Here is a 24,277-nt window from a genome sequence, read left to right as displayed (position 1 = left end):
GGCGGGGGGACAGGGGGAGAGGTACATGAGCAGCGGCGGGTCGTACTGGGACGAGGACGCGCAGCAGTGGGTGGAGGGCTCGGCGGTCCCCCCGCCCCCGGCAGGCCCGCCGTCCCCGCCGCCGCTCCCCGCGCAGCCGCCGCCCTTGCCGGACACTCCGCCCGGGGACGAGCCGCGTGACGCCGTACCCGGCGGGCCGGCCCCGTCGGGGCCGGATCGGCCGGCCGGAGACGGGAGTTCCGGTGCCGGCCCCGGGGAGGCGACGGATGCGGCGGGCGAGCCCGGGGAGGTACGGGACGCGGTGCCGGAGAGCGGCCCCGCGGACGCACCGGTACGGCCGGGGGAGGACGACGGCGCCGGCCCCGTACAGGACCGTCCGGCCCCGTCCGCCGACCAGGTGGACGGGGCAACCGCCGACGCCGACGCGGAAGCTCCCCGGGCCCCGGAGGACGCACCCGCCCCGGACCGGCCCGGCGAAGCCGGGGGCCTCGGCGGCGACGCCGCGTCCGCGCAGGAGGATACGGAGGACGAGACCCCGGCCTCCGCGTCCGGCGCGGCGGCGCCCGCGCGGGAGTGGTGGGAGGACCGGGTTCCGACGCCGCCCCCGGCCGGGCCCGGCCGGGCCGCGGACGCCCCGGCCGACGCACCCCCGCCGCCGCCCACCGCGCCCGACGTGCCGGCGAACCCGCCCGCGGTTCCGGACGCGCCGGCGGCGGCGCCGCGCGCCGGACTGCCGCAGCTCACCGTGCCCGACCGCTCCGGGGAGCCCGCAGCCGTGCCGCCACCTCCCCTCACCGCGCCCGACCGGGGAGCGGAGCACACGCCCCCGGGGGTCGCTCCGCCCGCCGAGTTGCCCACGCGGACCGCCCACCCGCCGCCTCCCACCGCACCCGGCACGGGGCCGGAGTCCGGTCCGGGGCCGATGCCCCCGCCGCCCGAGCTGCCGACGCAGTCCGCCACCGCGCCGCCCGGGTACCCGGCGGCGCCCGTACCGGCGTACGGCCAGGAGCACGCGCACGGCCACGGACCCGGCGACGCGTACGACCACTACGCCGCCGGCTACACCCCCTACCCCGGCTTCGAACTCGGCGCCGAGCCCGAGCGCCCGCCGCGGCGCCGCGGGGCGGTCGCGGCGGTGGTGGGGCTCGTCGTGATCATCGTCAGCGGGCTCGTCGCCGGCGGGTGGCTGCTGCTCGGCGGCGACGACGACGGCGAGAAGGAGGCGAAGCCGCAGCGCAGCGTCTCCGCGGAGCCCGAGGAGCCGGCGGAGGACCCCTCCCCGTCGTCCGAGCCGCCGTCGCCGTCGCCGTCGCCGTCACCGTCACCGTCGGAGTCCGCTGTCCCGGACGGCTACGTCCTCGCCGCCGAGGACGGCTACTCCGTCGCCGTGCCCGAGGACTGGGAGCGGCGCGCGGACGGCGTGTCCGTCTTCTTTGAAGAGCCCCTCGCGGACGGCGCGTTCATCCAGGTCTACGAGGTGACCGAGCAGGTCACCCCGTACGAGGCCGTGCAGATAATCGAACACACCAAAGAGAACGCCAAGGGCTACCGGCTCAACGACCTGGCGGATCTGGGCACCTCCGCCGAGTACGACTACTCCTACATCGACGAGCAGCTCGGCCCGCGTCGCGTCCTGCTCCACGACCGGCTGACCGCGGACGGGAAGATGTACGCGCTCCTCGCCTCGGGCCCGGCGACGGACTGGCCGCGGCAGCGGGACGTCGTCGACGCGATGGCCGGTTCGTTCTGCACGGACGACGCGGAGTGCACCGCACCGGGAGGGGCCTGACGAGCCTGGTCAGTCCCCGGACGGGGCCTGCCCCCGCAGTTCCGTGGCCAGGTCCCGTACCGCCGCCAGCGTCCGGTCGAGCAGCCCGCCCCCGAAGGTGACCCGGCTCGCTCCCAGCCCGCCCAGCTCCTCCGGGCCGGGTCCGTCCGGTACGGCCAGGGCGTTGACCGGCAGGCCGATCTCCTCGGCCAGCAGCCGCAGGTGCCGCGGCGGGGCCCCGATGGGGTACACGCCGTCGGCTCCCGCCGCCGCGTACAGCCGGCCGCGTTCCACCGCCGCCCGCGGGTCCGCCACGCCGCGTACGAAGGTGTCCACGCGGGCGTTGACGAACAGCCGGTCGCCCGCCTCCGCCCGTACCCGCGCGAGGAAGTCCGCCTGTGCGGCCGGGTCCCGGAGGGTCTTGCCGGGGTGCACCGTGTCCTCCAGGTTGCAGCCCACCACGCCCGCGGCCAGCAGCCGTTCGACCAGCTCGCGCGGCGGCAGGCCGTATCCGGCCTCGACGTCCGCCGTGACCGGCACGTCCACGGCGCGGGCGATCCGGCTGATCGCCGCGAACATCTCGTCCACGGGCGTGGACTCGCCGTCCCCGTACCCCAGGGACCTGGCGACCCCCGCGCTCGGCGTGGCCAGGGCCGCGAAGCCCGCGTCCGTGAAGACGCGGGCGCTCGCCGCGTCCCACGGGCCCGGGAGTACCAGCGGGTCGGCCGGCCGCCTGCCGTGGTGCAGGGCCCGGAACCTGTCCACGCCCTCGTTGCTCATGCCTGTGCCCGTCACGTCGAAGCCCTTCCTCACGCCCGCTGCTCGTACAGCCCGGGCTGGTAGTTCCCCGCCTCGGCCCTGCTCGTGACACACCACCGGTTCCACGCGTTGATCACGGTCAGCACCCCGATCAGCCGCGCCAGCTCCTTCTCCCCGAAGTGCTCGGCCGCCCGCTCGTACACCGCGTCCGGCACGAACCCGTCCGTCAGCACCGTCACCGCCTCGGTCAGGGCCAGCGCCGCCTGCTCCTTCTCCGTGTACAGGTGCGGTACCTCCTCCCAGGCGTTGAGGAGGTACAGCCGCTGCTCCGTCTCCCCGGCCGCGCGGGCGTCCTTCGAGTGCATGTCGATGCAGAACGCGCAGTGGTTGATCTGGGAGGCCCGGAGCTTCACCAGCTCGAAGATGACCGGATCGAGGCCCTTCTTGGCCGCTTGTTCCACCCTGACCAGCGCGCGGTGGACGTCGGGGGCGAGGGCGAAGAGATCGAGACGCTGTGTCATGCCTCCCACGCTAGATCTTCATATCCCAGATGTATGGTCCATTTCCATGGCGGATTCCTGGGCCACTTCGGCGGAGCTGCGCGACTTCCACCGCTCCCTCGACCTGCACGTCGACGTACGCGCCGGCACCCGCGGCGCCGGCGCCGCCCTCATCAGGTCGCTGCGCGACGCGGTGCGTACGGGCCGGCTCGCGCCCGGCGCCCGGCTGCCCTCGTCCCGGGCGCTGGCCGCCGACCTGGGCGTGGCGCGCAACACCGTGGCCGACGCCTACGCCGAGCTGGTCGCCGAGGGCTGGCTGACCGCCCGCCAGGGCTCCGGCACGCGCGTCGCCGCCCGCAGCAAGCCGCGCCGGGCCCGGGCGGGGACCGCGACGAAGGAGCCGCCGCCGCACGCCCTCGACCGGCAGGCGACGTACAACCTGCTGCCCGGGGCCCCCGACGCCGCCCGCTTCCCCCGCGCCGCGTGGGCCGCCGCCGCCCGGCGGGCGCTGACGGCGGCGCCCTCGGCGGCCTTCGGGCACCAGGGACCCGGCGGGCGGGTGGAGCTGCGCCGCGCACTGGCCGGGTATCTGACGCGGGCGCGCGGGGTGTACGCGGAGCCGGCGCGGATCGTGGTCTGCGCCGGGTTCACCGGCGGGCTGCGGCTGCTGGCCGAGGTGCTGCGGGCCGAGGGTGCGCGGCGGGTCGCGGTCGAGCCGTACGGACTGGGGCTGCACCGCCGCCTCCTCGCCGACGCCGGGCTGCGGACGGTGCCGCTGCCGTACGACGACGAGGGCATCGCCACCGCCGAGCTGCCCGCGACCGGCGCGGGCGCCGTCCTCCTCACCCCGGCACACCAGTTCCCCACCGGCGTCCCGCTCGCCCCGGACCGGCGCGCGGCGGCCGTCGACTGGGCGCGGGCGACGGGCGGGGTGGTGCTGGACGACGACTACGACGGCGAGTTCCGCTACGACCGGCAGCCGGTGGGGGCGCTGCAGTCGCTCGACCCGGAGCACGTGGCGCACCTGGGCACGGTCAGCAAGAGTCTGTCGCCCGCGCTGCGGCTGGGCTGGATGGTGCTGCCGGAGCGGCTGCTGCGCGGAGTGCACGAGGTGCAGTCGCTGAGCCGTACGCCGCCGGGGGTGGTGGACCAGCTCACGCTCGCGGAGTTCCTCGACTCCGGCGGCTACGACCGCCATGTACGCGCGGCCCGCCAGCGCTACCGGCGCCGCCGTGACCGCCTCGTCGCCGAACTGGCCCGGCGGGCGCCCCGGGTGACGGTGACCGGGATCGCCGCGGGCCTGCACGCCGTCGTACGGCTGCCGCGGGGCACCGAGCGACGGGTGCTGGCGCGGGCGGCGGAAGAGGGGCTGGCGGTGGCCCGGATGGGGGCGTACGAGTACGGCAGCGCGGCGTGGGAGGAGGGCGGCGACTTCACGGCGCCGGCCCCGGTGGGGGAGGCGCCGGGGGCGCAGGGGGAGGCGCTGGTGGTGGGGTACGGGACGCCCCCGGACCACTTGTACCCGGGGGCGCTGGCGGCGCTGTGCCGGGTCCTGGAGGCGGAGACGTAGGGGTGGGAGCGCCCGGCGCGGGGCGGACGCCTCACGCCCGGGGCGACGCCAGCCGCACCATCGTGATGTCCGACGGCGCCCCCACCCGCACCGGCGGCCCCCACGCCCCCGCGCCGCGCGTGACGTACAACTGCGTGTCGCCGTACCGCTCCAGCCCCGCCAGCGTCGGGTTCGCCGCCTCGGCGATGTACGTGACCGGCCACATCTGCCCGCCGTGGGTGTGGCCGGACACCTGCAAATCGACACCGTGGTCCACCGCGTCGTGGATGACGACCGGCTGGTGCGCCAGCAGCACGGAGGCGCGGGAGGTGTCGCGGTCGCCGAGGGCGCGCGCGAAGTCCGGGGCCCTGCCGACGTCCTCGCCGGAGACGTCGTTGACGCCGGCGAGGTCGAAGCCGGCCAGCTCCCTGCGGGCGTTCTCCAGCGGGTGCAGGCCGAGTTCGCGGAGGTGGTCGAGCCATTCGCCGGCGCCGTCGGCGCCGGCGAAGTACTCGTGGTTGCCGGTGACGAAGTACGCGCCGTCGGGCGCCGCCAACCGCCCCAGCGGCTCCGCGGCCGTCCCGAGGTGGTCGACGGAGCCGTCGACGAGGTCGCCGACGATGGCGACGAGGTCGGGACGCTGGGCGTTGATGGTGTCGACGATCCGCCGGGTGTGCCCGCGGCCGAGGACGGGACCGAGATGGATGTCGCTGACGACGGCGATGCGGTAGCCGTCGGCGAATGCGGGCAGCTTGGCCAGCGGGACGGTGACGTTCTTCACCCGGGGCGCGCGGCCCAGCACACCGTACGCCCCGTACCCGACGGTCCCGGCGGCGACGGCGGTGGCGCCTATCGCGACGGTACGGGCGACGAAGAGCCGCCGCGACACGTCGCCGCCGTCGGCCGCCGCACCGGCGCCGCGCGCCGCGGCGAGGTCCGTACCCCCGTGAGAACCCGCGTCTGAACCCGCCGCCGCGCCGGAACCGGCACCCCCGCGGGAATCGGCCCCGTCCGGACCCGCAGCCCCGCCGGCGCCCTCCGCGCCCCGGGAGTCCGCCGCACCCGCGCCGCCGTCCGCGACCTCGGTGACGGGCGGCCCCAGCCGCAGCGGCGCCTTCGTCCCCGTACCGCTGCCCGCGACGCCGCCCGGCGCGCCGCCACCGGGCTCCGCGGCGGACTCCTCGTCCGCCGCCTCCGTCACCGCCACCCGCTGCGCGAGCGCCGCCACCGCCGCCTCGCGCGCCGCCTCACCGGCCGGCGCCACGGCGCCCGTACCACCGGCGGCACTCCGTGCCCGCCGCTCCAGCACCCGCAGCAGCACCGGCCGAACCAGTTCGCCCACCGCCAGCGCCAGCAGCAGATACAGCAGCATCGCCAGCCACATCAGCCCCGGCCATCCCAGCGCCCGCTGCACCGCCATCGGCGCTCCGGCCCGCTCCGAGGCCACGGTGGCGAACGCCATCACCGGCAGCAGCACCAGCACCGGCGTCGCCAGCCGCCGCGGCCAGCCGCCCCGCCGCATGGTGTCGCGGACCAGCCGCCGCCACACGTAGTAGTGCGCCCCGGCGACGAGCAGCAGCATCCCGATCGCGATGAGGACGAACCCGATCGCCACGGCCTACCTCCCCGCCCCGGCCGAGGCCCCGCGCACGTCCGAGCCCGCCGCCCGCACTCCCCGCGGCGTCACGGCCGGGGCGGCCGGACCGCCGGGATCCTTCCGCAGAGGGGGGACGGACGTGATCGATGCCCTCCCGGCCCCCGGCGCCGCCGGAATGCCGAACGAAGACTGCTGGTACCGCCATGCGAGATGCATGCGCATAGCCTCGCACCCCTCGGTCCGCGTCGGCGTTCGGGGCATGGGGAGTCCCGTTCGGACGCTCAGCCGCGGGGGAGGAGAAGACGGCGCCGGTCAGCGGCGAAGGAAGTCCAGAGCCTGCTGCACAAAGAGATCGTGGAACTGGAAGATGCTTCCGTGGCCCGCATCCGGATAGATGCTCAGCCGGGCGTCGGGCAGCAGCTCGGCAAGGTGGAACGAGTTGCGCGTGGGGAGCATGACGTCGTCGTCGCCGTTGACCACCAGAGCCGGCTGCCGCACGGCGGTGAGACCCGTGGGTGACGTCTCCCGCTCCCACTTCGCCAGCGCGGTCAACTGAGCCGCGATCGTCCGGTCCGACACCGGCTCGTCCCGGTCCTTGCGCTCCCCGAGCCGCGCCAGGAGGGCGTCCGCGGCGGCCTGACCGGCCGGCGACGGCGTGAAGAACAGGAAGTGCTTGGGGTGCTTGCCCTGCTCCTCGGCCTTCTGGAGCGCGGCCTGGAGAAGGTGGCCGGTTCCGGCGGGGCCCTTGTCCCCGGCGGGAGACGTGCCGGCCAGGATGATCCGCCGAAGAACGTCCGGCCGCGTCTGCGCGATCACCTGGGCGACCATGCCGCCCAGGGAGAAGCCCAGCATGTCGACCTGGCTCAGTCCCAGCGCCCCGAGGAACCCGACGATGTCGGCGGCCATGGCGTCGACGCTGTCGGGGGTCTCACCGCCGGAACCCCCGACGCCCCGGTTGTCGACGACGATGACGCGCCGCTCCGCGGCCAGGCCGTCGAGCAGGGCGGGATCCCATTCGTCGAGCACCGCCGTGAAGTGGTGCAGGAGCACCAGGGGCATCGCGTCGGCGGCTCCCACCTCCCGGTAGGTGAACGGCGTCCCCGCGACGTCCACGGTCCGGGTGGGGGTGTCGTTGCTGGTTGTGGCCATGTTCCTCTCCCTGCTGCTGCTCTCGCCCAGGGCGAGCATGAGATAGCGATCGTTACGGTAACGGTCGCTATCCTACCCTGGGGCGGAGAAGACACGACGAGTCGACGTGCAGGGGTGTGGCGTGAGGTATTCGAAGGAGCACAGGGCCCGGGCCAGGGCGGCGATCCTGCAGGCGGCCTCGGGGACCCTGAAGGAGAAGGGGTTCCACGGCGTGGGGGTCGACGGCATAGCGGCCTCGGCCGAGGTCACGTCGGGAGCGCTCTACTCGAACTTCGCCAACAAGGAGACCCTCCTCAAGGAGGTGATCACCAGATATCTCGGCGCCGAATTCGAGGTACTCGACGTCGACGACACGCAGGAGCGCCGGCGCCGGCTGGACGACCTTCTTCGCGGCTACCTCAGCCGGCAGCATCGCAACGATGCCGCGGGAGGGTGCGCGGTCGCGGCGCTGAGCGCCGACGTGTCACGGGCCGGTGCCCCTGTCCGCGAGGCTTACGGGAGGAGGATGGCGGAGATGACCGCTCTCCTGGCAGCCGCCCTGCCGGGACCCGAGGAGCAGCGGGAGAAGCGGGCGTGGGCCCTCCTGGCCTCGCTGGTGGGAGCGCTCACCATCGCACGGGCACTACCGGACGCGGAGCAGGGAGACGCGGTCCTCAGCGCCACACTCGCGTCGGTGCTCCAGGCGACCGAAGCCCCTGCCTGACATCCCTCGGCCCCGGCCCTACCCCCCGGCCCCGGCCTTCTCCCGCACGCCACCGCCCGCGCCGGCCCTCACCCCGCCGGCCCGCCGCCCCGCCCGTACGCCCCGCAGCCCCAGCCACCCGATCGCCGTGCCGAGCACGAAAGAGGTCACGGCCAGCGTGAGGTGCACCCAGAAGTACCCGGTGGGATCCCCGTCCTCGAAGGCCAGCCCGCTGGAGTCCTTCCACAAATTGCGGACGAACGTGATCCAGATGAACCAGGACCACCCGCCGAAGGCGAGCAGAAACCAGGAGACGCGACGCGAGAGGTACATACCCCCAGCCTCGCACCCCTCCCCACAACCCACCGCCCGGGCCTCCGCGAGCCCCGCGCGGGTCGTAGGTCGCGATCGAGGGGCAAGGCTTTTTGTCCGTAAGGTCGGGGGCTGCTCTCCGCGCTTATGCGGCGTCAGACGATCGGGGGGCGGCCCAGTCCGGACATGCGCCAGACCGTGCACCAGCGCATCGGCCGGCGTCCGCCGCAGTCGGTGCGCAGTCCTTCGGCGAAGCCGCCGAGACCAGCAGCCCCGTCGTCACGGACACGGCGGGCACTCCGGACCTCGGCGGCGGTGGACGCGATGGTAGCCGTTCACCGCTCGGAGGACCCCCGGCGACACAGCGCCCCCCACCCCCGGGGGTACGCGGCAACTCCGCCGCCCCGGCGGGCGGGTGATCCGCGCGGTGCCGGACCGGTGGCCAACGGCGCACGTCAGCGGTGGCGTTCGCGTGTGTACGACACGAAGAAGGTGACCGCGAACGCCGCCACCGGCAGAACGGCGAACGACCAGAGGTACACGCCGTCGGACGGCCCCGGCAGGTCGTCCGGCACGCCGGCGAGCATCACGACCACCGCGAGCGTGAGTTCGGCGACGAGCAGGAGCAGCGCCACCAGCCGGCCGCGTTCGGTCGCCGTCCTTATCCTCTCCCCGGTCCTCGCGTTCGCCGCCGTCGCGGCCTGCCTGTCCGCGGTGACCGGCTCGGGTGCCCAGTCCGCGCCCCGCCCCCGAACCCACCACTCGTCGATGACGGTCATCTCGTGGCGCAGGGAGAGGCCGCGTCTGTCGTAGAGGTGGGGGAGGGTGGTCCTGCGGCCGGTGCGGTCGTCGACCGTCACGGGGCCCGTCGGCTGCGCTGCGCCGCCGGCCGTGCCCGGGATCTCCCCGGCCCCGACGGCCTGGATGTCACGCCAGGACATCCTGCGCGTACGGAACAGCCTGCGGACGGCGACGCCGTCCTCGTCGATCACCGTCTTGCTCCGCCACACCGCCACGACCACCCCGAGGGCAAGCGGGGCCACCACCGCGGTCAGGGGGATCACCACAGCGGCGGGCGCGTCGTCGGTGAAGAACGGGCCGAGTGCCCCGAGGGCGCCCCCGCCGAAGAAGAGGGTGACGAAGAGCGAGACCACGGGCGTTGCCCGGTAGGTACGGGCCTGCCCGCCGCCTTCCGTCGTCCCGGCCATCTGCCCACCTCCGCTGTCTCCGGTCCGACCGTCGGGACCCCCGAACCATGGAGCGCCATCGGCACGTCATCGAGAACGCCGTCGGAACGTCGGGACCCTACCCGCCGGAGCCGGGGAGGGGCCCCGGCAGCCCGGGATCCGGGCCCGTGCCCGGCCGCCCGGACGGAAAACCGGTGGCGGGGCCGGGGTTCCCCGGCGAGGATCGCGGCATGGCCGCCTTCCTGGAGACCGACCGCCTCTTGCTGCGCCCGTTCACGGCGGCGGACGCCGACGACTTGATCGCCCTGGACGGCGATCCGGAGGTCATGCGCTACCTCAACGGCGGTCGGCCCACCAGCCGCGAGGAGGTCGAGACCCGCGTCCTGCCGCGGCTCCTGCACGACCACCCGCGGTGGGGGACCCGGGGTTACTGGGCCGTGCAGGAGAGGGCGACAGGCGTCTTCCTGGGCTGGTTCGAGTTCCGGCCCCTGGCGGAGGACGGCCCCGCCGTGGTCGAACTCGGCTACCGCCTCAACAGGGCGGCCTGGGGTCGCGGTTACGCCACCGAAGGCTCCCGGGCGCTGATCCACAAGGGGTTCACGGACCTGGGCGTCGAGCGCGTCACGGCCCACACGATGGCCGTCAACACCGGCTCCAGGCGCGTGATGGAGAAGTCGGGGCTGTCGTTCGTGCGGCACTTCACCGGCGATTGGCCCGAAGCGATCGACGGCTCCGAGCACGGTGAGGTCGAGTACGCGCTCACCCGGTCCGCGTGGGAGAAAGGCGCCGGTCGCGCCCGGTGAGTGCGGAACGCCCTTCCGCCCACGGCCGGGTTGCGGCCGGTTCACGGCGGGTTCGCCGCCGGGGCCCACGGGACGCGTGCGACGGCCGGGTCACGGGTGGCAGGCAGGGTGCCGTACCCTCCGGACTCATCCGGGGGCGCTCCTCGGCCAACTAGCGCACCTCGGTGTCCACATCGGCGGCGACTCCAGGTAGGTTCGCGACGTGTCGACATCTCATGTGACTATCCGCGGCGCCGCGCTCGCCGCCGCCGCCACGCTCCTGTCGCTCGGGGGCGTCGCGCCCGCGACGGCCCAGGACGACAAGCCGCGGCCGCCCGACCAGATGTCGAACGTCGGGGGCACCCTCCTCGGCCAGCCCGGCACCCACGTCGATCTCGGCACCGGCGCCCCCGAGCTGCCCGGGAAGCTCACCGGCCGGTCCTGGGTCGTCGCGGACGCCGAGAGCGGCGCCGTGCTCGCCGCGCACAACGCGCACTGGAAGCTGCCCCCGGCCAGCACGCTGAAGATGCTCTTCGCGGAGACCCTGCTGCCTCTGTTCAACAAGGAGGAGAAGCACAAGGTCGCCGCCGAGGAGCTGGAGGGCATGGGCGCGGGCAGCAGCCTCGTCGGCATCAAGGAGAACCTCACCTACACCGTCCGCGAACTGTGGCTCGGGGTCTTCCTCCGGTCCGGCAACGACGCCGTGCACGTGCTGTCGGCCATGAACGGCGGTGTCGACGCCACGGTGCAGGCCATGAACGACCGGGCGCGCGAGCTGGGCGCCGAGGACACGCACGTGGTCAGCCCCGACGGGTACGACGCGAAGGGCCAGACCTCCAGCGCGTACGACCTCACGCTCTTCGCCCGCGCCGGCATGCAGAACCCGGACTTCCGCGCGTACGCCGCCACCCCCCGGGCGAAGTTCCCGGGTGGGAAGAAGGGCAAGAAGCGCGAGTACTTCGAGATCCAGAACACCAACCGGCTGCTGACCGGCGACGTCGACGTGGAGGTCTACAAGGGCATCGCCGGCATCAAGAACGGCAACACCACCGAAGCCGGCGCCACTTTCACCGGCGTCGCCGAGCGCGACGGCCGGGTGCTGCTCGTCACCGTCATGCACCCCGACGAGAACGAGTCCAACGCCGTCTACAAGGAGGCCGGCAAGCTGCTCGACTGGGGCTTCAAGGCCGCACCCGCCGTGCAGCCGGTCGGCGAACTGGTCCCGCCGGAGGGCATCCGCGAGGAGGAGGGTGCGGGCAAGGACTCCGGCAGGAACGCGGAGGGCGCCCAGGGCTCCGGGGGTTCGGGCGAGAAGCCGTCCGCGTCCGACGGTGCCGAGCCCACCGCCGCCGGGGACGGGGAGGAAGGCGGCGTCGGCACGGCGCTCGCCATCACGGTCGGCTCAGTCGCGCTGCTCGCGATCGTCGCCTACGTCATCCACCGGCGCTGGCCGCTTCCCGACCTCGTCGGGCGTGGCCGTCCAGGCGGCGCAATAGAGCAGGAGGCGGGCCATGAAGTTGATCCAGACAATGAGGGCGACGGGGACGCCGAAGGCGCCGTAGACGCTCCTTCCGGCGATGCCGCTGAAGTATCCGCTGAGAAGAAGCTTGAGTAGCTCGAAGCCCACCGCCCCGCCGAGCGCCGCCTCCACCACCCGCCGCCGCGGCGGGTGGACGCCGGGCAGCCGGGTCAGGAGATAGACCAGCAGCAGGAATCCCGCGGTCACGGCGGCGGCGAACGCGGCGGCCTCCAGCAGCGCGCCGTCCCATCCGCCCTCCGTGACGCCGAGCCGGTTCAGCACGGCGTCGGCCGCGGTCGTGGTCGTGATAGAGACGGTCAGCGAGACGAGCACCGTGCCGCCGAGGCCGAGCAGGATGAGGGCGTCCTTGGCCTTGCCGACGAACGGGTTCTCGGGGGCGTCCGCCCGGTCCCACACGGCGCGCAGGGCGTCGCGCAGGGTGCTGATCCAGTTGATGCCGGTGAACAGCAGCGCGGCCAGGGAGATCAGCCCCACCGTGCCGGCGTGCGCGAAGAGTCCGCCGAGGTCGAGCCGGTCGGAGATGCCGGGCACCTGCTTGATGACCCAGTTTTCGAGGTCCTTGCGCCGCCTGTCGCTGAGGACGGCGGCGGAGATCGCGGCGGCGGTGGTGATCAGCGGGAAGAGGGCGACGAAGCTGGAGAACGTCACGGCACCGGCGAGCCGGCTCCAATGCCGCTCCAGGATGTAGGCGAAGGCGCGGTACGGGCGGGTGCGCAGCAGCCGGGCGAGGTGCGGGCCGACGACGGGCAACCTGGTCAGCCACTCCACGTCGCACTCCTGCCGTCGCGTCCCCCGAGCCGCCGGGTGCGGCGGGCCGTACGAACCGGCGTCTGCCCCGGAAACGGCAGGCTATCTGGGGGGAGGGCGGGGAGAGCGGCGCGGCACGCTGGCGCCGCGGGCGGACGGGCGAGGGATCCGCGGGCGCTGTCCGGTGGCCTTTGGGCGGAGATGAACTGTACGGGGCGTACGTTCCGTACGTGTCGTACGTGGGGTACGCGAAGTACATACCGTACGGGGCGTACGCGCTGTATGAGCCGTACCTCCTGTACGCGCCGGCGTCAGCCCGGCGACGGCGCCGGCTCGGAGCGCGTCTGCGCCGGCACCTCCAGCGCCGAGTCACCCCCGAAGCGGAACTGACGCACCAGCCGCCACACGCCCTCCGCGTCCTGCTCGTACAGCGAGAACCCGCCCACCGACCACGCCGCCTCGAAGTCCGCCAGCTCCGCCGCCGCCCGGTCCATCGCCGCCTCGTCTATGTCATGGGCGATCGTCACGTGCGGGTGGTACGGGAACTGCAGCTCCCTGGCCAGCGGTCCGGAGGCGTCCCGGACCATCTTCTGCAGCCAGGAGCAGGCCGCCGCGCCCTCCACCACCTGGACGAAGACCACCGGCGTCAGCGGCCGGAACGTGTCCGTACCGCTCAGCCGCATCGGGAAGGGCACCCCGCAGTCGGCGATCTGCGCCAGGTGACGCTCGATCCGCGGCAGTGCCTCGGCGTCGGCCGCGGTCGGCGGCAGCAGCGTGATGTGCGTGGGGATGCCGTGGGCCGCGGAGTCGCCGAAGCCGATCCGGCGCTGCTGCAGCATGCTGCCGTACGGCTCCGGGACGGCGATCGATACACCGACCGTCACGGTCCCCACAAGCGTCTCCTTCACGGGCCCTCAGTGCTTGGCGGGCAGGAAGCCCACCTTGTCATATGCCTCGGCAAGTGTCTCCGCCGCGACCGCACGGGCCTTCTCCGCCCCCTTGGCCAGCAGCGAGTCCAGTGTCTCCGGGTCGTCCAGGTAGTCCTGCGTCCGGGAGCGGAACGGCGTCACCCACTCGGTCACCACCTCGGCGAGGTCGGTCTTGAGCGCACCGTAGCCCTTGCCGGTGTACTTCTGCTCCAGTTCAGCGAGGGCGGTCCCGGTGAGCGTGGAGTAGATGGTAAGGAGGTTGCTGACGCCGGGCTTGGCCTCCGGGTCGTAGCGGATCTCGGTGTCCGTGTCCGTCACCGCGCTCTTGATCTTCTTTGCGGAGGACTTCGGCTCGTCGAGAAGGTTCAGCAGGCCCTTGGGCGAGGACGCGGACTTGCTCATCTTCACGGTCGGGTCCTGCAGGTCGTAGATCCGGGCCGTCTCCTTGAGGATGTACGGCGCGGGGACGGTGAACGTCCGGCCGAAGCGGGTGTTGAAGCGCTCGGCGAGGTCGCGGGTCAGCTCGATGTGCTGGCGCTGGTCCTCGCCCACGGGAACGGCGTCGGCCTGGTAGAGCAGGATGTCGGCGACCTGCAGGATCGGGTACGTGAAGAGGCCGACGGTGGTGTTGGCCGTGCCCTGCTTGGCGGCCTTGTCCTTGAACTGCGTCATCCGGGACGCCTCGCCGAAACCGGTGAGGCAGTTCATCACCCAGCCGAGCTGCGCGTGCTCGGGCACGTGGCTCTGCACGAACAGCGTGCAGCGCTCCGGGTCGAGACCGGCGGCGAGGAGCTGCGCGGCGGCCAGACGCGTGCTGTCGCGCAGGTCCCGGGGATCCTGGGGGACCGTGATGGCGTGCAGGTCCACCACCATGTAGAACGCGTCGTGTGTCTCCTGCAGGGCCACCCACTGGCGCACGGCGCCGAGGTAGTTGCCGAGGTGGAACGAGCCGGCGGTGGGCTGGATGCCGGAGAGCACGCGGGGGCGATGGGTAGGGGAGGCCATGTGGCTCATTCTCTCAGGTGTGGAACCCGTTTCGGCCCGGCGGTGTAGGGAGGGTGCAGGGGGCACCGGCGGGCGGCGGGGGAGGTGCGGCGATCAGCGGGGACGCTGCGGGTGAGGCGCGGTTGATCACACGCGTACGGGACGGGGAGACCGAGGCGTACGCGGAACTGGTGCGTGCGCACGCGGAGACCGCGCACCGCCTCGCGCTGCTGCTGGGGGCGGGTGCGGAGGCCGAGGACGTGGTGCAGAACGCCTTCATCAAGGCCTACCGGGCGCTGGGCGGCTTCCGGGACGGGGCGGCCTTCCGGCCGTGGCTGCTGCGGATCGTGGCCAATGAGACCAAGAACACAGTCCGCGCCGCCGCCCGGCGCCGGGCGGCGGACGAGCGGGCGGGGGCGCTGGCGGGCCGGGCGGCGTACGGCGGCGCCGGGACGGCCGGGGGCGTGGCCGCGGGGGAGGACCTGGTGGGGCTGGCGCTGGCGGCCGAGCGGCGGGAGGAGCTGGTGACGGCGCTGCGGGCGCTGGGGGAGCGGCACCGGGAGGTGGTGATCCACCGGTACCTGCTGGACCTGGACGAGGCGGAGACGGCGGCGGCGCTGGGGGTGCCGCGAGGGACGGTGAAGTCGCGGCTGAGCAGGGCGCTGCGGGAGCTGGCACGGCTGCTGAGGGACGGGGAGCGGGGCGCGCCGGACGCCGGTACGGGTGGCGGGGTGCCGCGGGACCGGGCGCGTGCGCGGGGCCGTGGCCGTGCGCGTGCGCGTGCGCGGGGGCGGGGGCTGCCGGGCGGGGCTGCGGCGGCGGGGGAGCGGGAGGGAGGTGGGCTCGGTGGGGCGTGAACGGGACGTGCCGGAAGGGCTGGAGAAGCTGGCGGCGGAGCTGCGGGCGCTGGGGGCGCCGGGTCGATCGCCGACGAGGAGCACCCCCGCACCGCCGCCGGGGGGCGGCGGTGCGGGGCCACCCGGCGGCGGTGCCGGGGCGGGGGCCGGTGCCGGGGGCGAGACGGACGGCCCTGCGGGGGCACCGGGCGGGCCGGGGATGCCCGGCGGGGCCGGTGGATGCGGCGGGTCGGGGGAGCCCGGGACCGGGGTGCCCGAGGGGGCCGGTGGAACCCGGGTGCCCCGTGGGCCGGGGGAGTCCGGCGGGTCCGGGGTGCCCGGCGGATCCGGGGTACCTGGTGGGACCGGGGCCCCTGCTGGGGCCGAGGTGCCCGGCGGGTCAGGGGCGCTCGGCCGGTCCGGGGTACCCGGCAGGGCCGGGATCGACGTGGAGACCGTGGTCGCGGGGGTGATGGGGCGCGTCGCAGGGGAGGCCGTGCCCGTCGCGGGGTGGCGGGTGCGGCTACGGCGCCGGATGCGGGGACACCGGCGGGTGCTGCTCGCCGGGGTCGCCGCGGTGCTGGCCGGGCTCGTCCTCGCTCCCCCCGTACGGGCGGGGGTGGCGTCGCTGTTCGACTTCGGCGGCGTCGCGGTACGGGTCACGCCGTCGGCGACGCCGTCCGGCCCCGGCGCCCCGCCCTCCGCCGCCGTCCCGGGCTGCGGCGCGCTGAGCCTCGACACCGCCGCCCGGCGCGCGGGATTCCGGCCGCCGGTGCCGCGCGAGCTGGGGGCGCCGGACGCGGCGGGCGTCTCCGCGGACGGACGGATGCTCTCGCTGTGCTGGGCGGACGGAGACGGGGCGGGCGGTGGCGGAACCGTACGGATGGACGCGTTCCGGGGGACCCTCGACCCGCTGGTCGGCAAGACGTCTTCCGTACCGCCGCAGTGGGAGCAGGTCGCCTCCGGCACCGCCCTGTGGTTCCCCGAGCCGCACCGCCTGGAACTGCTCCTCCACGAACCGGGCGGCAGCACGTACACCCGCCCGGTCCGCACCGCGGCCCCCGCCCTCCTCTGGCAGGGCCCCGACAGCCTGACCCTCCGCCTCGAAGGCGTCCCCGGCAAGGCGCGGGCTCTGCGCATCGCGGAATCCGCCTCCTGAGGGCGGGCCCGGACGGAACCGGCGGGCCGGCCGCGGTGTACGGAGAGCGGGACCCGGTTCGTACGGGGAGCGGGGCCCGGTTCGTACGCCGCCGGCCCCGGCCGGACACCGACCGGACAACGGAGCCACACCATGCGCAGACCGACCCACCGGCACACCGCCGCCACCGCCGTGACCCTCGCCGCGCTCGCGCTCGCGGTGGTTCCCGCGGGCCCCGCCGCCGCGGGCGGCCCGACGAGCGCCCTCGTCGTCAACGGCGGCAGCGGCGACGCCGCCGCCCTGTACGCCACCGACCCCGGCTACGCCGCGCTCGACAAGGCCATCGGCGACGCAGGCGAACGGGTCGACCCGATGCTCGGCGAAGCCGACCTCGGCGGCGCGGACGCGCGGCAGATCACGGTGACGTGGCTCCAGCACGACGTACACGTGTGGCGCGTCGACACCCTCTACCCCGACGCCCGCGGCGGCGCTGTGGTGAGCAGGGGGACCGGCGAGGACGTGACGGCGTCGCCCACGTGGCGGCGGGTGGAGCACCCGGAGCGGCTCGGTTCGCTGCTCGACCGGCTGGGGGTCGCGGAGCGGCCGCGGGAGCAGAGCGGGTGGTACATGCCGTCGGAGTTCGCCTCCGAGGGCGTCGCCCCGCCCTCGGAGGGGAGCACGGACCCGGCGCCGGACGCCGGCGCGGCCCCGGACGCGGGGTCGGCCGCCGATACCGCGGCGGACGGGGACGCCGGCACCCGCGAGCACGAGACCGCCGACTCCGGTGCGGGTCCCGCGGAGAACTGGTGGTGGACGTTGCCGGGCCTCGCGGCGGGCGCCCTCCTGGCCACGACCGCCACCCGCCTGCGCCGCCGACCGCCGGCAGCAGCACAGGGCGCCCCCCGCGGCGAACTCCTGGACCTCAACGACTGAGGGCACGCCCGCGCCGCCCGAGGCCCGGCGCCGTCCGCCCTCCGCCGGCTCCGTGCCGGTCCGCCGCCGACCGGGGACCCGCCGTCAGGCGTCACGCCCACCCGCCGTCAGGCGACCCGCCGACCCGCCGGCCTGCCCAACCGCCCGTCAGGCGACCGGCAGGCCGGGGGCCGGGTACGACGCCATCAGCTCCGCGACCTCTCCCCTGATCCTCTTCAGTGCCACCTCGCCCTCCTCGTCCCCGGCCCGCGCCGCCGCCACCCCGCGGTCGATCCACTCCGCCACCTGCGCCATCTCTCCCGTCCCCAGCCCCCGGGACGTCAGCGACGGGGTTCCCAGCCGAATGCCCGACGGGTCGAACGGCTTGCGGGGGTCGTACGGGACGGTGTTGTAGTTGACCACCAGGCCCGCCCGGTCCAGGGCCTTCGCCGCCGCCTTCCCCGGGACCTCCTTCTCCGTGAGGTCGATGAGGATCAGGTGGTTGTCCGTGCCGCCCGAGACCAGCGAGAAGCCGCGCTCCGCCAGCCGCGTCGCCAGCGCCTTCGCGTTGGCGACCACCGCCGCCGCGTACTCCCGGAACGACGGCTGCGCCGCCTCGTGCAGCGCGACCGCGATGGCCGCGGTGGTGTGGTTGTGCGGCCCGCCCTGCAGGCCCGGGAAGACCGCGCGGTCGATCGCGCGCGCGTGTTCCGCGCGGGTCAGGATCATCGCTCCGCGCGGCCCGCGCAGCGTCTTGTGCGTGGTCGTCGTGATGACGTCCGCGTGCGGTACGGGCGAGGGGTGCGCGCCGCCGGCGATGAGCCCGGCGATGTGCGCCACGTCCGCGACGAGCACCGCGTCGATCTCGCGGGCGATCTCGGCGAAGGCCGCGAAGTCGATGGTCCGCGGGATGGCGGTGCCGCCGCACAGGATGATCTTCGGGCGCTCGGCGCGCGCCAGATCCCGTACCTCGTCGAAGTCGATGCGGCCGTCCTCGCGCCGCACCGTGTACTGCACGCCGCGGAACCACGTGCCGGTCGCGGACACGCTCCACCCGTGGGTGAGGTGCCCGCCGTGCGGCAGGGACATGCCCATCACGGTGTCGCCGGGCTCGGCGAAGGCCAGGTAGGCGGCGAGGTTCGCGGGAGAGCCGGAGTACGGCTGCACGTTGGCGTGCTCGCTGCCGAAGAGGGCGTTGGCCCGGTCCACGGCGAGGGTCTCGATGGGGTCGATGTTCTGCTGGCCCTCGTAGTAGCGCTTGCCGGGGTAGCCCTCGCTGTACTTGTTGGTCAGCACGGTGCCGGTGGCTTCGAGCACGGCGGCCGAGACGTAGTTCTCGCTGGGGATGAGGCGCAGCGTGTCGGCCTGGAGCTGCTCCTCCGCAGCGATGAGGGCGGCCAGCTCGGGGTCGGTCTGCGCGAGGGCGGGATGGGGGGAGCGGGGAGCCATGACGTACCTCCGGGTCGAGTCTGCGTCGGACCCGGGGCACCCAGGCGGGCGGCACCTCTCGGCTGCTGCGTTGCGCGGTTTCCCCGTGGTCCGTTCCACGTTCGCCAGTCGCCGCGCGTGATCCCACCCTAGCGGGCACGCCCGGCCGTGATGGATCCTTCGTTCCATCGCACCGAGCGAAGATGGAAACAGGGGCACCACCCCTGCCCCACCCGCACCGCCCTATACGGCGCAACGGAACGGAGACCCCGTGACGCGAACCGACGCAGCCATCGCCGCGGCCGACGCCCACAGCGCGCACAACTACCACCCCCTGCCCGTGGTGGTCGCCACCGCCGAGGGCGCGTGGATGACGGACGTCGAGGGCAACCGCTATCTGGACATGCTCGCCGGCTACTCCGCCCTCAACTTCGGCCACGGCAACCGCCGCCTCCTGAACGCCGCCCGCGCCCAGCTCGACCGGGTGACGCTCACCTCGCGCGCGTTCCACCACGACCGGTTCGCGGAGTTCTGCACGCAGCTCGCCGAGCTGTGCGGCAAGGACATGGTGCTGCCCATGAACACGGGCGCGGAGGCCGTCGAGACCGCGGTGAAGACCGCCCGGAAGTGGGGCTACCGCGTCAAGGGCGTGCCCGAGGGGCGCGCGAAGATCGTCGTGGCGGAGAACAACTTCCACGGCCGGACGACCACCATCGTCAGCTTCTCCACCGACCCCGAGGCCCGCGCGGACTACGGGCCGTACACGCCGGGCTTCGAGATCGTCCCGTACGGCGATCTGGCCGCCCTGGACCTGGCCGTCGACGAGGACACCGTCGCCGTGCTGCTGGAGCCGATCCAGGGCGAGGCGGGCGTGCTGGTGCCGCCGCCGGGCTACCTCGCCGGCGTACGGGAGCTGACGGCGGCCCGCAACGTGCTGTTCATGGCCGACGAGATCCAGTCCGGGCTGGGCCGCACCGGCCGTACCTTCGCATGCGAACACGAGGACGTGGTGCCGGACGTCTACATCCTCGGCAAGGCCCTGGGCGGCGGCGTCGTCCCGGTCTCGGCGGTCGTCGGAAGCCGCGAGGTCCTGGGAGTCTTCCGGCCCGGCGAGCACGGCTCCACCTTCGGCGGCAACCCGCTGGCGTGCGCGGTGGGCCTGGAGGTCATCGCCATGCTCCGTACGGGCGAGTACCAGCAGCGTGCCACGGAACTCGGCGACCACCTGCACCGCGAGCTGGGCCTGCTGACGGGCACGGGCGCGGTCCGCGAGGTACGCGGCCGGGGCCTGTGGGCCGGCGTGGACGTCGACCCGGCACACGGCACGGGGCGGGAGATCTCGGAGAAGCTGATGGCCCGGGGCGTCCTGGTGAAGGACACCCACGGCTCGACGATCCGGATCGCGCCGCCCCTGGTGATCACGAAGGAAGACCTCGACTGGGGCCTGACGCAGCTCCGCGAGACCCTCACCGCCTGACCGCGCCGCCTCGGCACCGGAGGGGGAGGCACGTGCCGCGTGCCTCCCCCTCCGGCGTGCCCGGGCATCCGCTGTACGACTGGTAGGCGCACCTCTTGTGGCGGTGGCCTGCGCGTCTCTTCGTGGTGATCGCCGCGGGGCCGGAGAATGCGGGACCGCAGAGGCATCTCCGGAGACCCCAGACGAGCGAGGCGGCCATGGCGGATTCCACCACTCCGAAGCAGACCTCGGTGATCAGGGAGGAGGTCGCGACCGAGCTGTCGAAGGTGTTCCGGCTGCACACCGCGGGACTCGACTGGCAGCGGGCGGTGCTCTTCCTGGACATCGCGCTGGTGCCGCTGCTGATCCTCTGGACGATCGGATACGAGCAGTACCTCCTCGGCGCGCTGTTCGGCCTGCTCCTCGCCGCGCTCGAAGACCCCGGCGGCGGCTACGTGCACCGCGCGACGCGCGTCTCCGCCTTCGCGCTCATCGGCGCGGGGCTGACCGCGTGGAGCTTCGCCATGGGCGGAGCCGCCTGGGGCTGGCTGGTCCTCGTGGCTTTCGCGGTCACGCTCCTGGCCGGGCTGGCGGTGGTGCTCGGGGTGCGCACCTTCGTCACCGCCCTGCTGCTCAACATCTGGTTCCTCGTCGCGCTCGGGCTCGCCTTCCAGTTCGATCAGCACCCTCGTCCCACCAGTCACGTCTGGGCCCAGGTGCTCGCCTGGACGGGAGGGGCGGCACTGTGGCTCGCGGTGACGTTTCTCCTGTGGCTGCTCCGGGGGCGCCAGGACCGGCCCCGGCCGGTCGCGGAACTGCCCGGCGACACCGCGGGGCAGCCGCTGACCACGCCACTGACCAGGCCACTGACGTCGCCGCTGACGTCGCCGCTGATCGCGTTCGCGGTGATCCGCGCCGGCGCCGTGGCCGCCGCCGCCGCGCTCGCCTTCGGGCTGGACCTCTCGTACGGCTACTGGATCCCGATCGCCGCCGTCATCGCGATGAAGCCGAGCCTGGAGGTGACTACGCTCGTCGCCTCCCAGCGCCTCATCGGCGCGCTGATCGGCGCCGCCGCCGCCTCGCTGCTGATCCTGGTGCCGGCGAGCCAGGACGGGATGAAGGAGTTCGCCGCGACCCGCGCGCTCGAAGCGGTCGCCCTCGTGCTGCTGACGCACGCGGTGGCGATCCGCTTCTGGAACTCCACGCTGTCTACCGCGGCCCTCGCCGCGGGCGTGCTCATCCTGGTCAGCCTCCCGCACCGCGGCGACTACGCCGTCGAGGGCTACCGGGTGCTGTGGACGGTGTGCGGCGTGGCGATCGGCCTGGTCCTGATGCTGCTGGCGGGCAGGTACGCCGGCCGCGAGGGCGAGGAACCCTGACGCCGTGGGCGCCCCCTGGAATCCCGCTCATCTCGCACATGCACGGGCTCGGTGCCGCGTCGGCGGTCGTGGAATGACCGTCTGCCGGACGGCCCTGCCCGGACACGCACGAAAGTGGAGGACCCCCCATGCCTGAGACGATCGCCGGAATCACCGTCCCCGACACCGCCCTCGTCCGCGACGCCACCTCGCTGGCCCGCGAGGCCACCGACGACACGCTCTTCCACCACTCCCGCCGCGTCTTCTTCTGGGGAATGCTCAAGTCGAAGAACCGCGGCACCGACGTCGACCCCGAACTCGCCTACGTCGGCGGGCTCTTCCACGACCTCGGGCTGACCGGCGCCCACCGCACCGCGGACCGGCGCTTCGAACTCGACGGCGCGGAGGCGGCCTACGGGTTCCTCCGCGACCACGGCCGCTCCGAGAAGGAAGCCCGCGACGTGTGGCTCGCGATCGCGCTGCACACCACGCCCGAGGTCCCCATGCACCTCGCCCCCGAGACCGCCGTCGTCATCCTCGGTGTCGAGACCGACGTCCTCGGGTTCGGCCTGGACGAGATCACCGACCGGCAGCGCGACGAGGTCGTCGCCGCGCACCCCCGTCCCGACTTCAAGAACAAGATCATCCGAGCCTTCTACGACGGCATGGCCGACCGCCCATCGACGACCTTCGGCACCATGAACGACGACGTGCTCGCACACGTCGACCCGTCGTTCCGGCGCGAGGACTTCGTGCGGCTCATCCAGGACAGCGCCTGGCCGGAGTAAGCGGAGCGAGCGGCATCCCCGCCCGGTCGTTCGAGGCGGACGATGCCCACGCGGGGTTCGAAGCGGTCACGCGAGCGCGGTGTGCAGTTCACCCGGGAGCCCGCCAGGATGGGGACGATCACCCGGCCGTACTGGACGACGCCTGCGGCAACCTGATGCAGATCCAGCAGCAGTAGCCCACCCGCCGGTCGGACTCCCCGTAGGCTGCATCGTTCCCGTGCTGGGTGCTGGGTGCTGGGTGCTGGGTGCTGGGTGCCGGGCGCCGGGTGCTGGAAGCTGGACAGGAGGCTGTGAGATGCCGGAGGCAACGGCGGCTGAGACGACGGTGGCTGAGGTGATGGCCGAGCTGGCCGAGCTGGAGGACCCGAAGACGCGCGAGGTGAACGAAAAGCACGGTGACGATCACGGTGTGAACCTCGGCAAGCTCCGCGCGCTCGCGAAGCGGCTCAAGACGCAGCAGGAACTCGCGTCCCGACTCTGGGAAACGGGCGACACCGCGGCGCGACTCCTTGCCCTCCTCATCTGCCGCCCGAAGGCATTCAAGGGCGACGAGCTGGACGCCATGCTGCGCGAAGCACGCACACCCAAGGTGCATGACTGGCTCGTGAACTACGTGGTGAAGAAGAACCCGCACGCCGAAGAGCTGCGCCTGGCCTGGTCGGCTGACCCGGATCCGGTGGTCGCCAGTGCCGGCTGGGCGCTGACCGCCGAACGCGTGGCGAAGAAGCCACAGGGCCTCGATCTGGCCGGACTGCTCGACGTCATCGAGGCGGAGATGACGGATGCCCCGGACCGGCTGCAGTGGGAGATGAACCACTGCCTGGCCCGGATCGGGATAGAACACGCCGAGCACCGCGCCCGTGCCCTCTCCATCGGTGAGCGCCTGCAGGTGCTCAAGGACTACCCGACTTCCCCGGGCTGCACGTCTCCGTTCGCGCCCGTCTGGATCACCGAGATGGTGCGCCGAAAGGGCGAGAGCTGATCTCGTGGAGCGTGGATCTCGGGGCTGGGGGCTTGGGGCTGGGGCTCGGGGCTCTCGGCTCGGGGCGAGTTCATCCGGGACAGCGCCTGGCCGGAGTGATCGGTGGCCTTGACCCTTCGGTGGTGTCCCCGTCCCCGAGGAACTCGTCTGCGCACCGACCTCGCCACGCTTCCCGTCATCTTCCTCGGTGACGAGGGACATTACTGGTGGAAGTTCGCAACCTGCGCGAACTTCCTCCCAGCAGCTCGGCAATGAGCCGGACGACCCCGAGGACCGCGCCCGTCTCGCCTCCGCACGCCAGAAGTGCCACGTGTGGCTACGACAGAACTTCGGGCTCGCGCCGCTCGACGAGCCAGGTGACGCCGACGGGGGGCTGAGCCGAGTACCGGCGGTTCGCCGCCTGGGTCTCGGAGTTCACCCCCGGAGACCCCCTCGATCAGGTGCGCAGTGCACTCGGCGTGGACGTACCCCGTCCTCACGTCAAACAGGGCCGCCGTTTGGCTCGCCGGGTTGCATCGCTCGCGGGCGTGAGACCCCCACGCCCCCTCACGCCTGCGCTGGTGTTCGCTCGGGGCCGTACGTCCCCTCACGCCCGCCCAAGGGTATGCGCCTGCTCTGACAGTGGGCCCGGGTCATCGGCGTGGCCGGTCTGGCCGGCGATCCGCGTGGAGTGGGTGCGGGGGTACTTGTCGGGGTGGGCGTTGGTACGTGGGGTGGCCAGGTGCCGGGGGCCGGTGCCGGGGAGTCCGTCGTTCGCCCGGTGCCGTAGGTCCCCTCACGCCCGCCCAAGGGTATGCGCCCGTTCTGACAGTGGGCCCGGGTCGTCGGTGTCGGCGGCTGGCCGGCGGGGTGGGTGGGGCGGGTGCGGGGGTACGCGCCGGGCGGAACGGTGGT

The 24,277-nt window shown here is 73.9% G+C and carries 21 protein-coding genes, 2 pseudogenes and 1 riboswitch; of the genes and pseudogenes, 12 read left to right on the top strand and 11 right to left on the bottom strand.

Annotated elements, in window-relative coordinates; all coding sequences use genetic code 11:
* The first annotated feature begins 25 nt into the window (after positions 1–25).
* The gene (locus I003_RS32220; RefSeq protein WP_051368245.1) at positions 26–1,789 is read left to right on the top strand and encodes a hypothetical protein; all 1,764 of its coding nucleotides are present in this window, start codon (positions 26–28) and stop codon (positions 1,787–1,789) included.
* Between the two features lie 9 nt (positions 1,790–1,798).
* Here the strand turns inward: I003_RS32220 and I003_RS0114170 are convergent, their stop codons facing one another.
* Both I003_RS0114170 and I003_RS0114165 read right to left on the bottom strand, forming a co-directional pair.
* Positions 1,799–2,548, bottom strand: a complete 750-nt coding sequence (locus I003_RS0114170) for an isocitrate lyase/PEP mutase family protein (RefSeq protein ID WP_027772132.1) — start codon at positions 2,546–2,548, stop codon at positions 1,799–1,801.
* 29 nt (positions 2,549–2,577) lie between these two features.
* Positions 2,578–3,048: a carboxymuconolactone decarboxylase family protein gene (locus tag I003_RS0114165; protein WP_027772131.1), complete on the bottom strand. Its 471-nt coding sequence runs from the start codon at positions 3,046–3,048 to the stop codon at positions 2,578–2,580.
* A gap of 46 nt (positions 3,049–3,094) precedes the next feature.
* On the opposite strand from I003_RS0114165, the gene pdxR reads away from it, so the two are divergent.
* On the top strand, positions 3,095–4,597 hold the full coding sequence (gene pdxR / locus I003_RS0114160) for a MocR-like pyridoxine biosynthesis transcription factor PdxR (protein ID WP_027772130.1): 1,503 nt from the start codon (positions 3,095–3,097) through the stop codon (positions 4,595–4,597).
* A gap of 31 nt (positions 4,598–4,628) precedes the next feature.
* On the opposite strand, the gene I003_RS0114155 is transcribed toward pdxR, so the two are convergent.
* Together I003_RS0114155 and I003_RS0114150 are read right to left on the bottom strand one after the other, a co-directional pair.
* Positions 4,629–6,185: a metallophosphoesterase gene (locus I003_RS0114155; RefSeq protein WP_078564025.1), complete on the bottom strand. Its 1,557-nt coding sequence runs from the start codon at positions 6,183–6,185 to the stop codon at positions 4,629–4,631.
* Positions 6,186–6,485: 300 nt separating this feature from the next.
* Positions 6,486–7,322: an alpha/beta fold hydrolase gene (locus I003_RS0114150; protein ID WP_027772128.1), complete on the bottom strand. Its 837-nt coding sequence runs from the start codon at positions 7,320–7,322 to the stop codon at positions 6,486–6,488.
* Between the two features lie 121 nt (positions 7,323–7,443).
* Between I003_RS0114150 and I003_RS32215 the strand changes: the two genes are divergently transcribed.
* Entirely contained in the window at positions 7,444–8,025 is a 582-nt protein-coding gene (locus tag I003_RS32215) for a TetR family transcriptional regulator (RefSeq protein WP_037720855.1), read from the top strand.
* An 18-nt stretch (positions 8,026–8,043) separates the two neighbouring features.
* Here the strand turns inward: I003_RS32215 and I003_RS32210 are convergent, their stop codons facing one another.
* The 3 genes and pseudogenes from I003_RS32210 to I003_RS0114135 all read right to left on the bottom strand — a co-directional run bounded on the left by I003_RS32210 (position 8,044) and on the right by I003_RS0114135 (position 9,524).
* Complete coding sequence (locus tag I003_RS32210; protein WP_051368243.1) at positions 8,044–8,337, bottom strand: SCO4848 family membrane protein; 294 nt, start codon at positions 8,335–8,337, stop codon at positions 8,044–8,046.
* 134 nt (positions 8,338–8,471) lie between these two features.
* Positions 8,472–8,639 (bottom strand): annotated as a pseudogene (locus tag I003_RS36880) (glycosyltransferase family 2 protein); the annotation flags it as partial.
* A gap of 132 nt (positions 8,640–8,771) precedes the next feature.
* Positions 8,772–9,524 (bottom strand): PH domain-containing protein, encoded by a 753-nt coding sequence (locus tag I003_RS0114135; protein ID WP_027772127.1) that lies wholly within the window; start codon positions 9,522–9,524, stop codon positions 8,772–8,774.
* A gap of 209 nt (positions 9,525–9,733) precedes the next feature.
* On the opposite strand from I003_RS0114135, the gene I003_RS0114130 reads away from it, so the two are divergent.
* Positions 9,734–10,306, top strand: coding sequence for a GNAT family N-acetyltransferase (locus I003_RS0114130; protein WP_027772126.1), 573 nt, complete (start codon positions 9,734–9,736; stop codon positions 10,304–10,306).
* Positions 10,307–10,523: 217 nt separating this feature from the next.
* Positions 10,524–11,900 (top strand): serine hydrolase, encoded by a 1,377-nt coding sequence (locus tag I003_RS0114125; protein ID WP_027772125.1) that lies wholly within the window; start codon positions 10,524–10,526, stop codon positions 11,898–11,900.
* Here the strand turns inward: I003_RS0114125 and I003_RS36875 are convergent.
* The 3 genes and pseudogenes from I003_RS36875 to trpS form a co-directional block, all read right to left on the bottom strand.
* Positions 11,817–12,473, bottom strand: a pseudogene (locus I003_RS36875) (YihY/virulence factor BrkB family protein); the annotation flags it as partial. The gene I003_RS0114125 and the pseudogene I003_RS36875 overlap by 84 nt on opposite strands.
* A 410-nt stretch (positions 12,474–12,883) precedes the next feature.
* Positions 12,884–13,465: a 2'-5' RNA ligase family protein gene (locus I003_RS0114115; RefSeq protein ID WP_027772123.1), complete on the bottom strand. Its 582-nt coding sequence runs from the start codon at positions 13,463–13,465 to the stop codon at positions 12,884–12,886.
* Positions 13,466–13,486: 21 nt separating this feature from the next.
* Positions 13,487–14,506, bottom strand: coding sequence for a tryptophan--tRNA ligase (gene trpS / locus I003_RS0114110; RefSeq protein WP_037720853.1), 1,020 nt, complete (start codon positions 14,504–14,506; stop codon positions 13,487–13,489).
* A gap of 122 nt (positions 14,507–14,628) precedes the next feature.
* Here trpS and I003_RS32205 point away from each other — a divergent pair, with 122 nt between their 5' ends.
* The 3 genes from I003_RS32205 (at position 14,629) to I003_RS34235 (ending at position 17,392) form a co-directional block, all read left to right on the top strand.
* Entirely contained in the window at positions 14,629–15,342 is a 714-nt protein-coding gene (locus I003_RS32205; protein WP_486584217.1) for an RNA polymerase sigma factor, read from the top strand.
* 427 nt (positions 15,343–15,769) lie between these two features.
* Positions 15,770–16,480, top strand: a complete 711-nt coding sequence (locus tag I003_RS0114100) for a hypothetical protein (protein ID WP_486584216.1) — start codon at positions 15,770–15,772, stop codon at positions 16,478–16,480.
* A gap of 132 nt (positions 16,481–16,612) precedes the next feature.
* Positions 16,613–17,392 (top strand): hypothetical protein, encoded by a 780-nt coding sequence (locus I003_RS34235; protein WP_051368242.1) that lies wholly within the window; start codon positions 16,613–16,615, stop codon positions 17,390–17,392.
* Positions 17,393–17,539: 147 nt separating this feature from the next.
* Here the strand turns inward: I003_RS34235 and I003_RS0114090 are convergent, their stop codons facing one another.
* Positions 17,540–18,820 (bottom strand): serine hydroxymethyltransferase, encoded by a 1,281-nt coding sequence (locus I003_RS0114090; RefSeq protein ID WP_027772120.1) that lies wholly within the window; start codon positions 18,818–18,820, stop codon positions 17,540–17,542.
* 31 nt (positions 18,821–18,851) lie between these two features.
* Positions 18,852–18,942: riboswitch (ZMP/ZTP riboswitch) on the bottom strand.
* A gap of 128 nt (positions 18,943–19,070) precedes the next feature.
* Between I003_RS0114090 and rocD the strand changes: the two genes are divergently transcribed.
* From rocD to I003_RS0114070, 4 genes are all read left to right on the top strand, one after another.
* Positions 19,071–20,276: an ornithine--oxo-acid transaminase gene (gene rocD / locus I003_RS0114085; RefSeq protein ID WP_027772119.1), complete on the top strand. Its 1,206-nt coding sequence runs from the start codon at positions 19,071–19,073 to the stop codon at positions 20,274–20,276.
* Between the two features lie 197 nt (positions 20,277–20,473).
* The gene (locus tag I003_RS0114080; protein WP_051368241.1) at positions 20,474–21,634 is read left to right on the top strand and encodes an FUSC family protein; all 1,161 of its coding nucleotides are present in this window, start codon (positions 20,474–20,476) and stop codon (positions 21,632–21,634) included.
* Positions 21,635–21,762: 128 nt separating this feature from the next.
* A complete protein-coding gene (locus I003_RS0114075; protein ID WP_027772117.1) occupies positions 21,763–22,401 on the top strand; it encodes an HD domain-containing protein in 639 nt (212 codons plus the stop codon).
* A 295-nt stretch (positions 22,402–22,696) separates the two neighbouring features.
* Positions 22,697–23,383, top strand: a complete 687-nt coding sequence (locus tag I003_RS0114070; RefSeq protein ID WP_027772116.1) for a DNA alkylation repair protein — start codon at positions 22,697–22,699, stop codon at positions 23,381–23,383.
* Positions 23,384–24,277 lie beyond the last annotated feature (894 nt).

This window comes from Streptomyces sp. CNQ329 (genome assembly GCF_000482585.1).
The sequence above is the reverse complement of the archived record's forward strand: the minus strand, read 5'-3'. Positions and strand labels throughout refer to the sequence as shown.

Coding starts and splice junctions, on each gene's coding strand:
- I003_RS32220 (WP_051368245.1), top strand. CDS start 26: ATGAGCAGCGGCGGGTCGTACTGGGACGAGGACGCGCAGCAGTGGGTG.
- I003_RS0114170 (WP_027772132.1), bottom strand. CDS start 2,548: ATGAGCAACGAGGGCGTGGACAGGTTCCGGGCCCTGCACCACGGCAGG.
- I003_RS0114165 (WP_027772131.1), bottom strand. CDS start 3,048: ATGACACAGCGTCTCGATCTCTTCGCCCTCGCCCCCGACGTCCACCGC.
- pdxR (WP_027772130.1), top strand. CDS start 3,095: ATGGCGGATTCCTGGGCCACTTCGGCGGAGCTGCGCGACTTCCACCGC.
- I003_RS0114150 (WP_027772128.1), bottom strand. CDS start 7,322: ATGGCCACAACCAGCAACGACACCCCCACCCGGACCGTGGACGTCGCG.
- I003_RS32210 (WP_051368243.1), bottom strand. CDS start 8,337: ATGTACCTCTCGCGTCGCGTCTCCTGGTTTCTGCTCGCCTTCGGCGGG.
- I003_RS0114135 (WP_027772127.1), bottom strand. CDS start 9,524: ATGGCCGGGACGACGGAAGGCGGCGGGCAGGCCCGTACCTACCGGGCA.
- I003_RS0114130 (WP_027772126.1), top strand. CDS start 9,734: ATGGCCGCCTTCCTGGAGACCGACCGCCTCTTGCTGCGCCCGTTCACG.
- trpS (WP_037720853.1), bottom strand. CDS start 14,506: ATGGCCTCCCCTACCCATCGCCCCCGCGTGCTCTCCGGCATCCAGCCC.
- I003_RS34235 (WP_051368242.1), top strand. CDS start 16,613: ATGCGCAGACCGACCCACCGGCACACCGCCGCCACCGCCGTGACCCTC.
- I003_RS0114090 (WP_027772120.1), bottom strand. CDS start 18,820: ATGGCTCCCCGCTCCCCCCATCCCGCCCTCGCGCAGACCGACCCCGAG.
- I003_RS0114080 (WP_051368241.1), top strand. CDS start 20,474: ATGGCGGATTCCACCACTCCGAAGCAGACCTCGGTGATCAGGGAGGAG.
- I003_RS0114075 (WP_027772117.1), top strand. CDS start 21,763: ATGCCTGAGACGATCGCCGGAATCACCGTCCCCGACACCGCCCTCGTC.
- I003_RS0114070 (WP_027772116.1), top strand. CDS start 22,697: ATGCCGGAGGCAACGGCGGCTGAGACGACGGTGGCTGAGGTGATGGCC.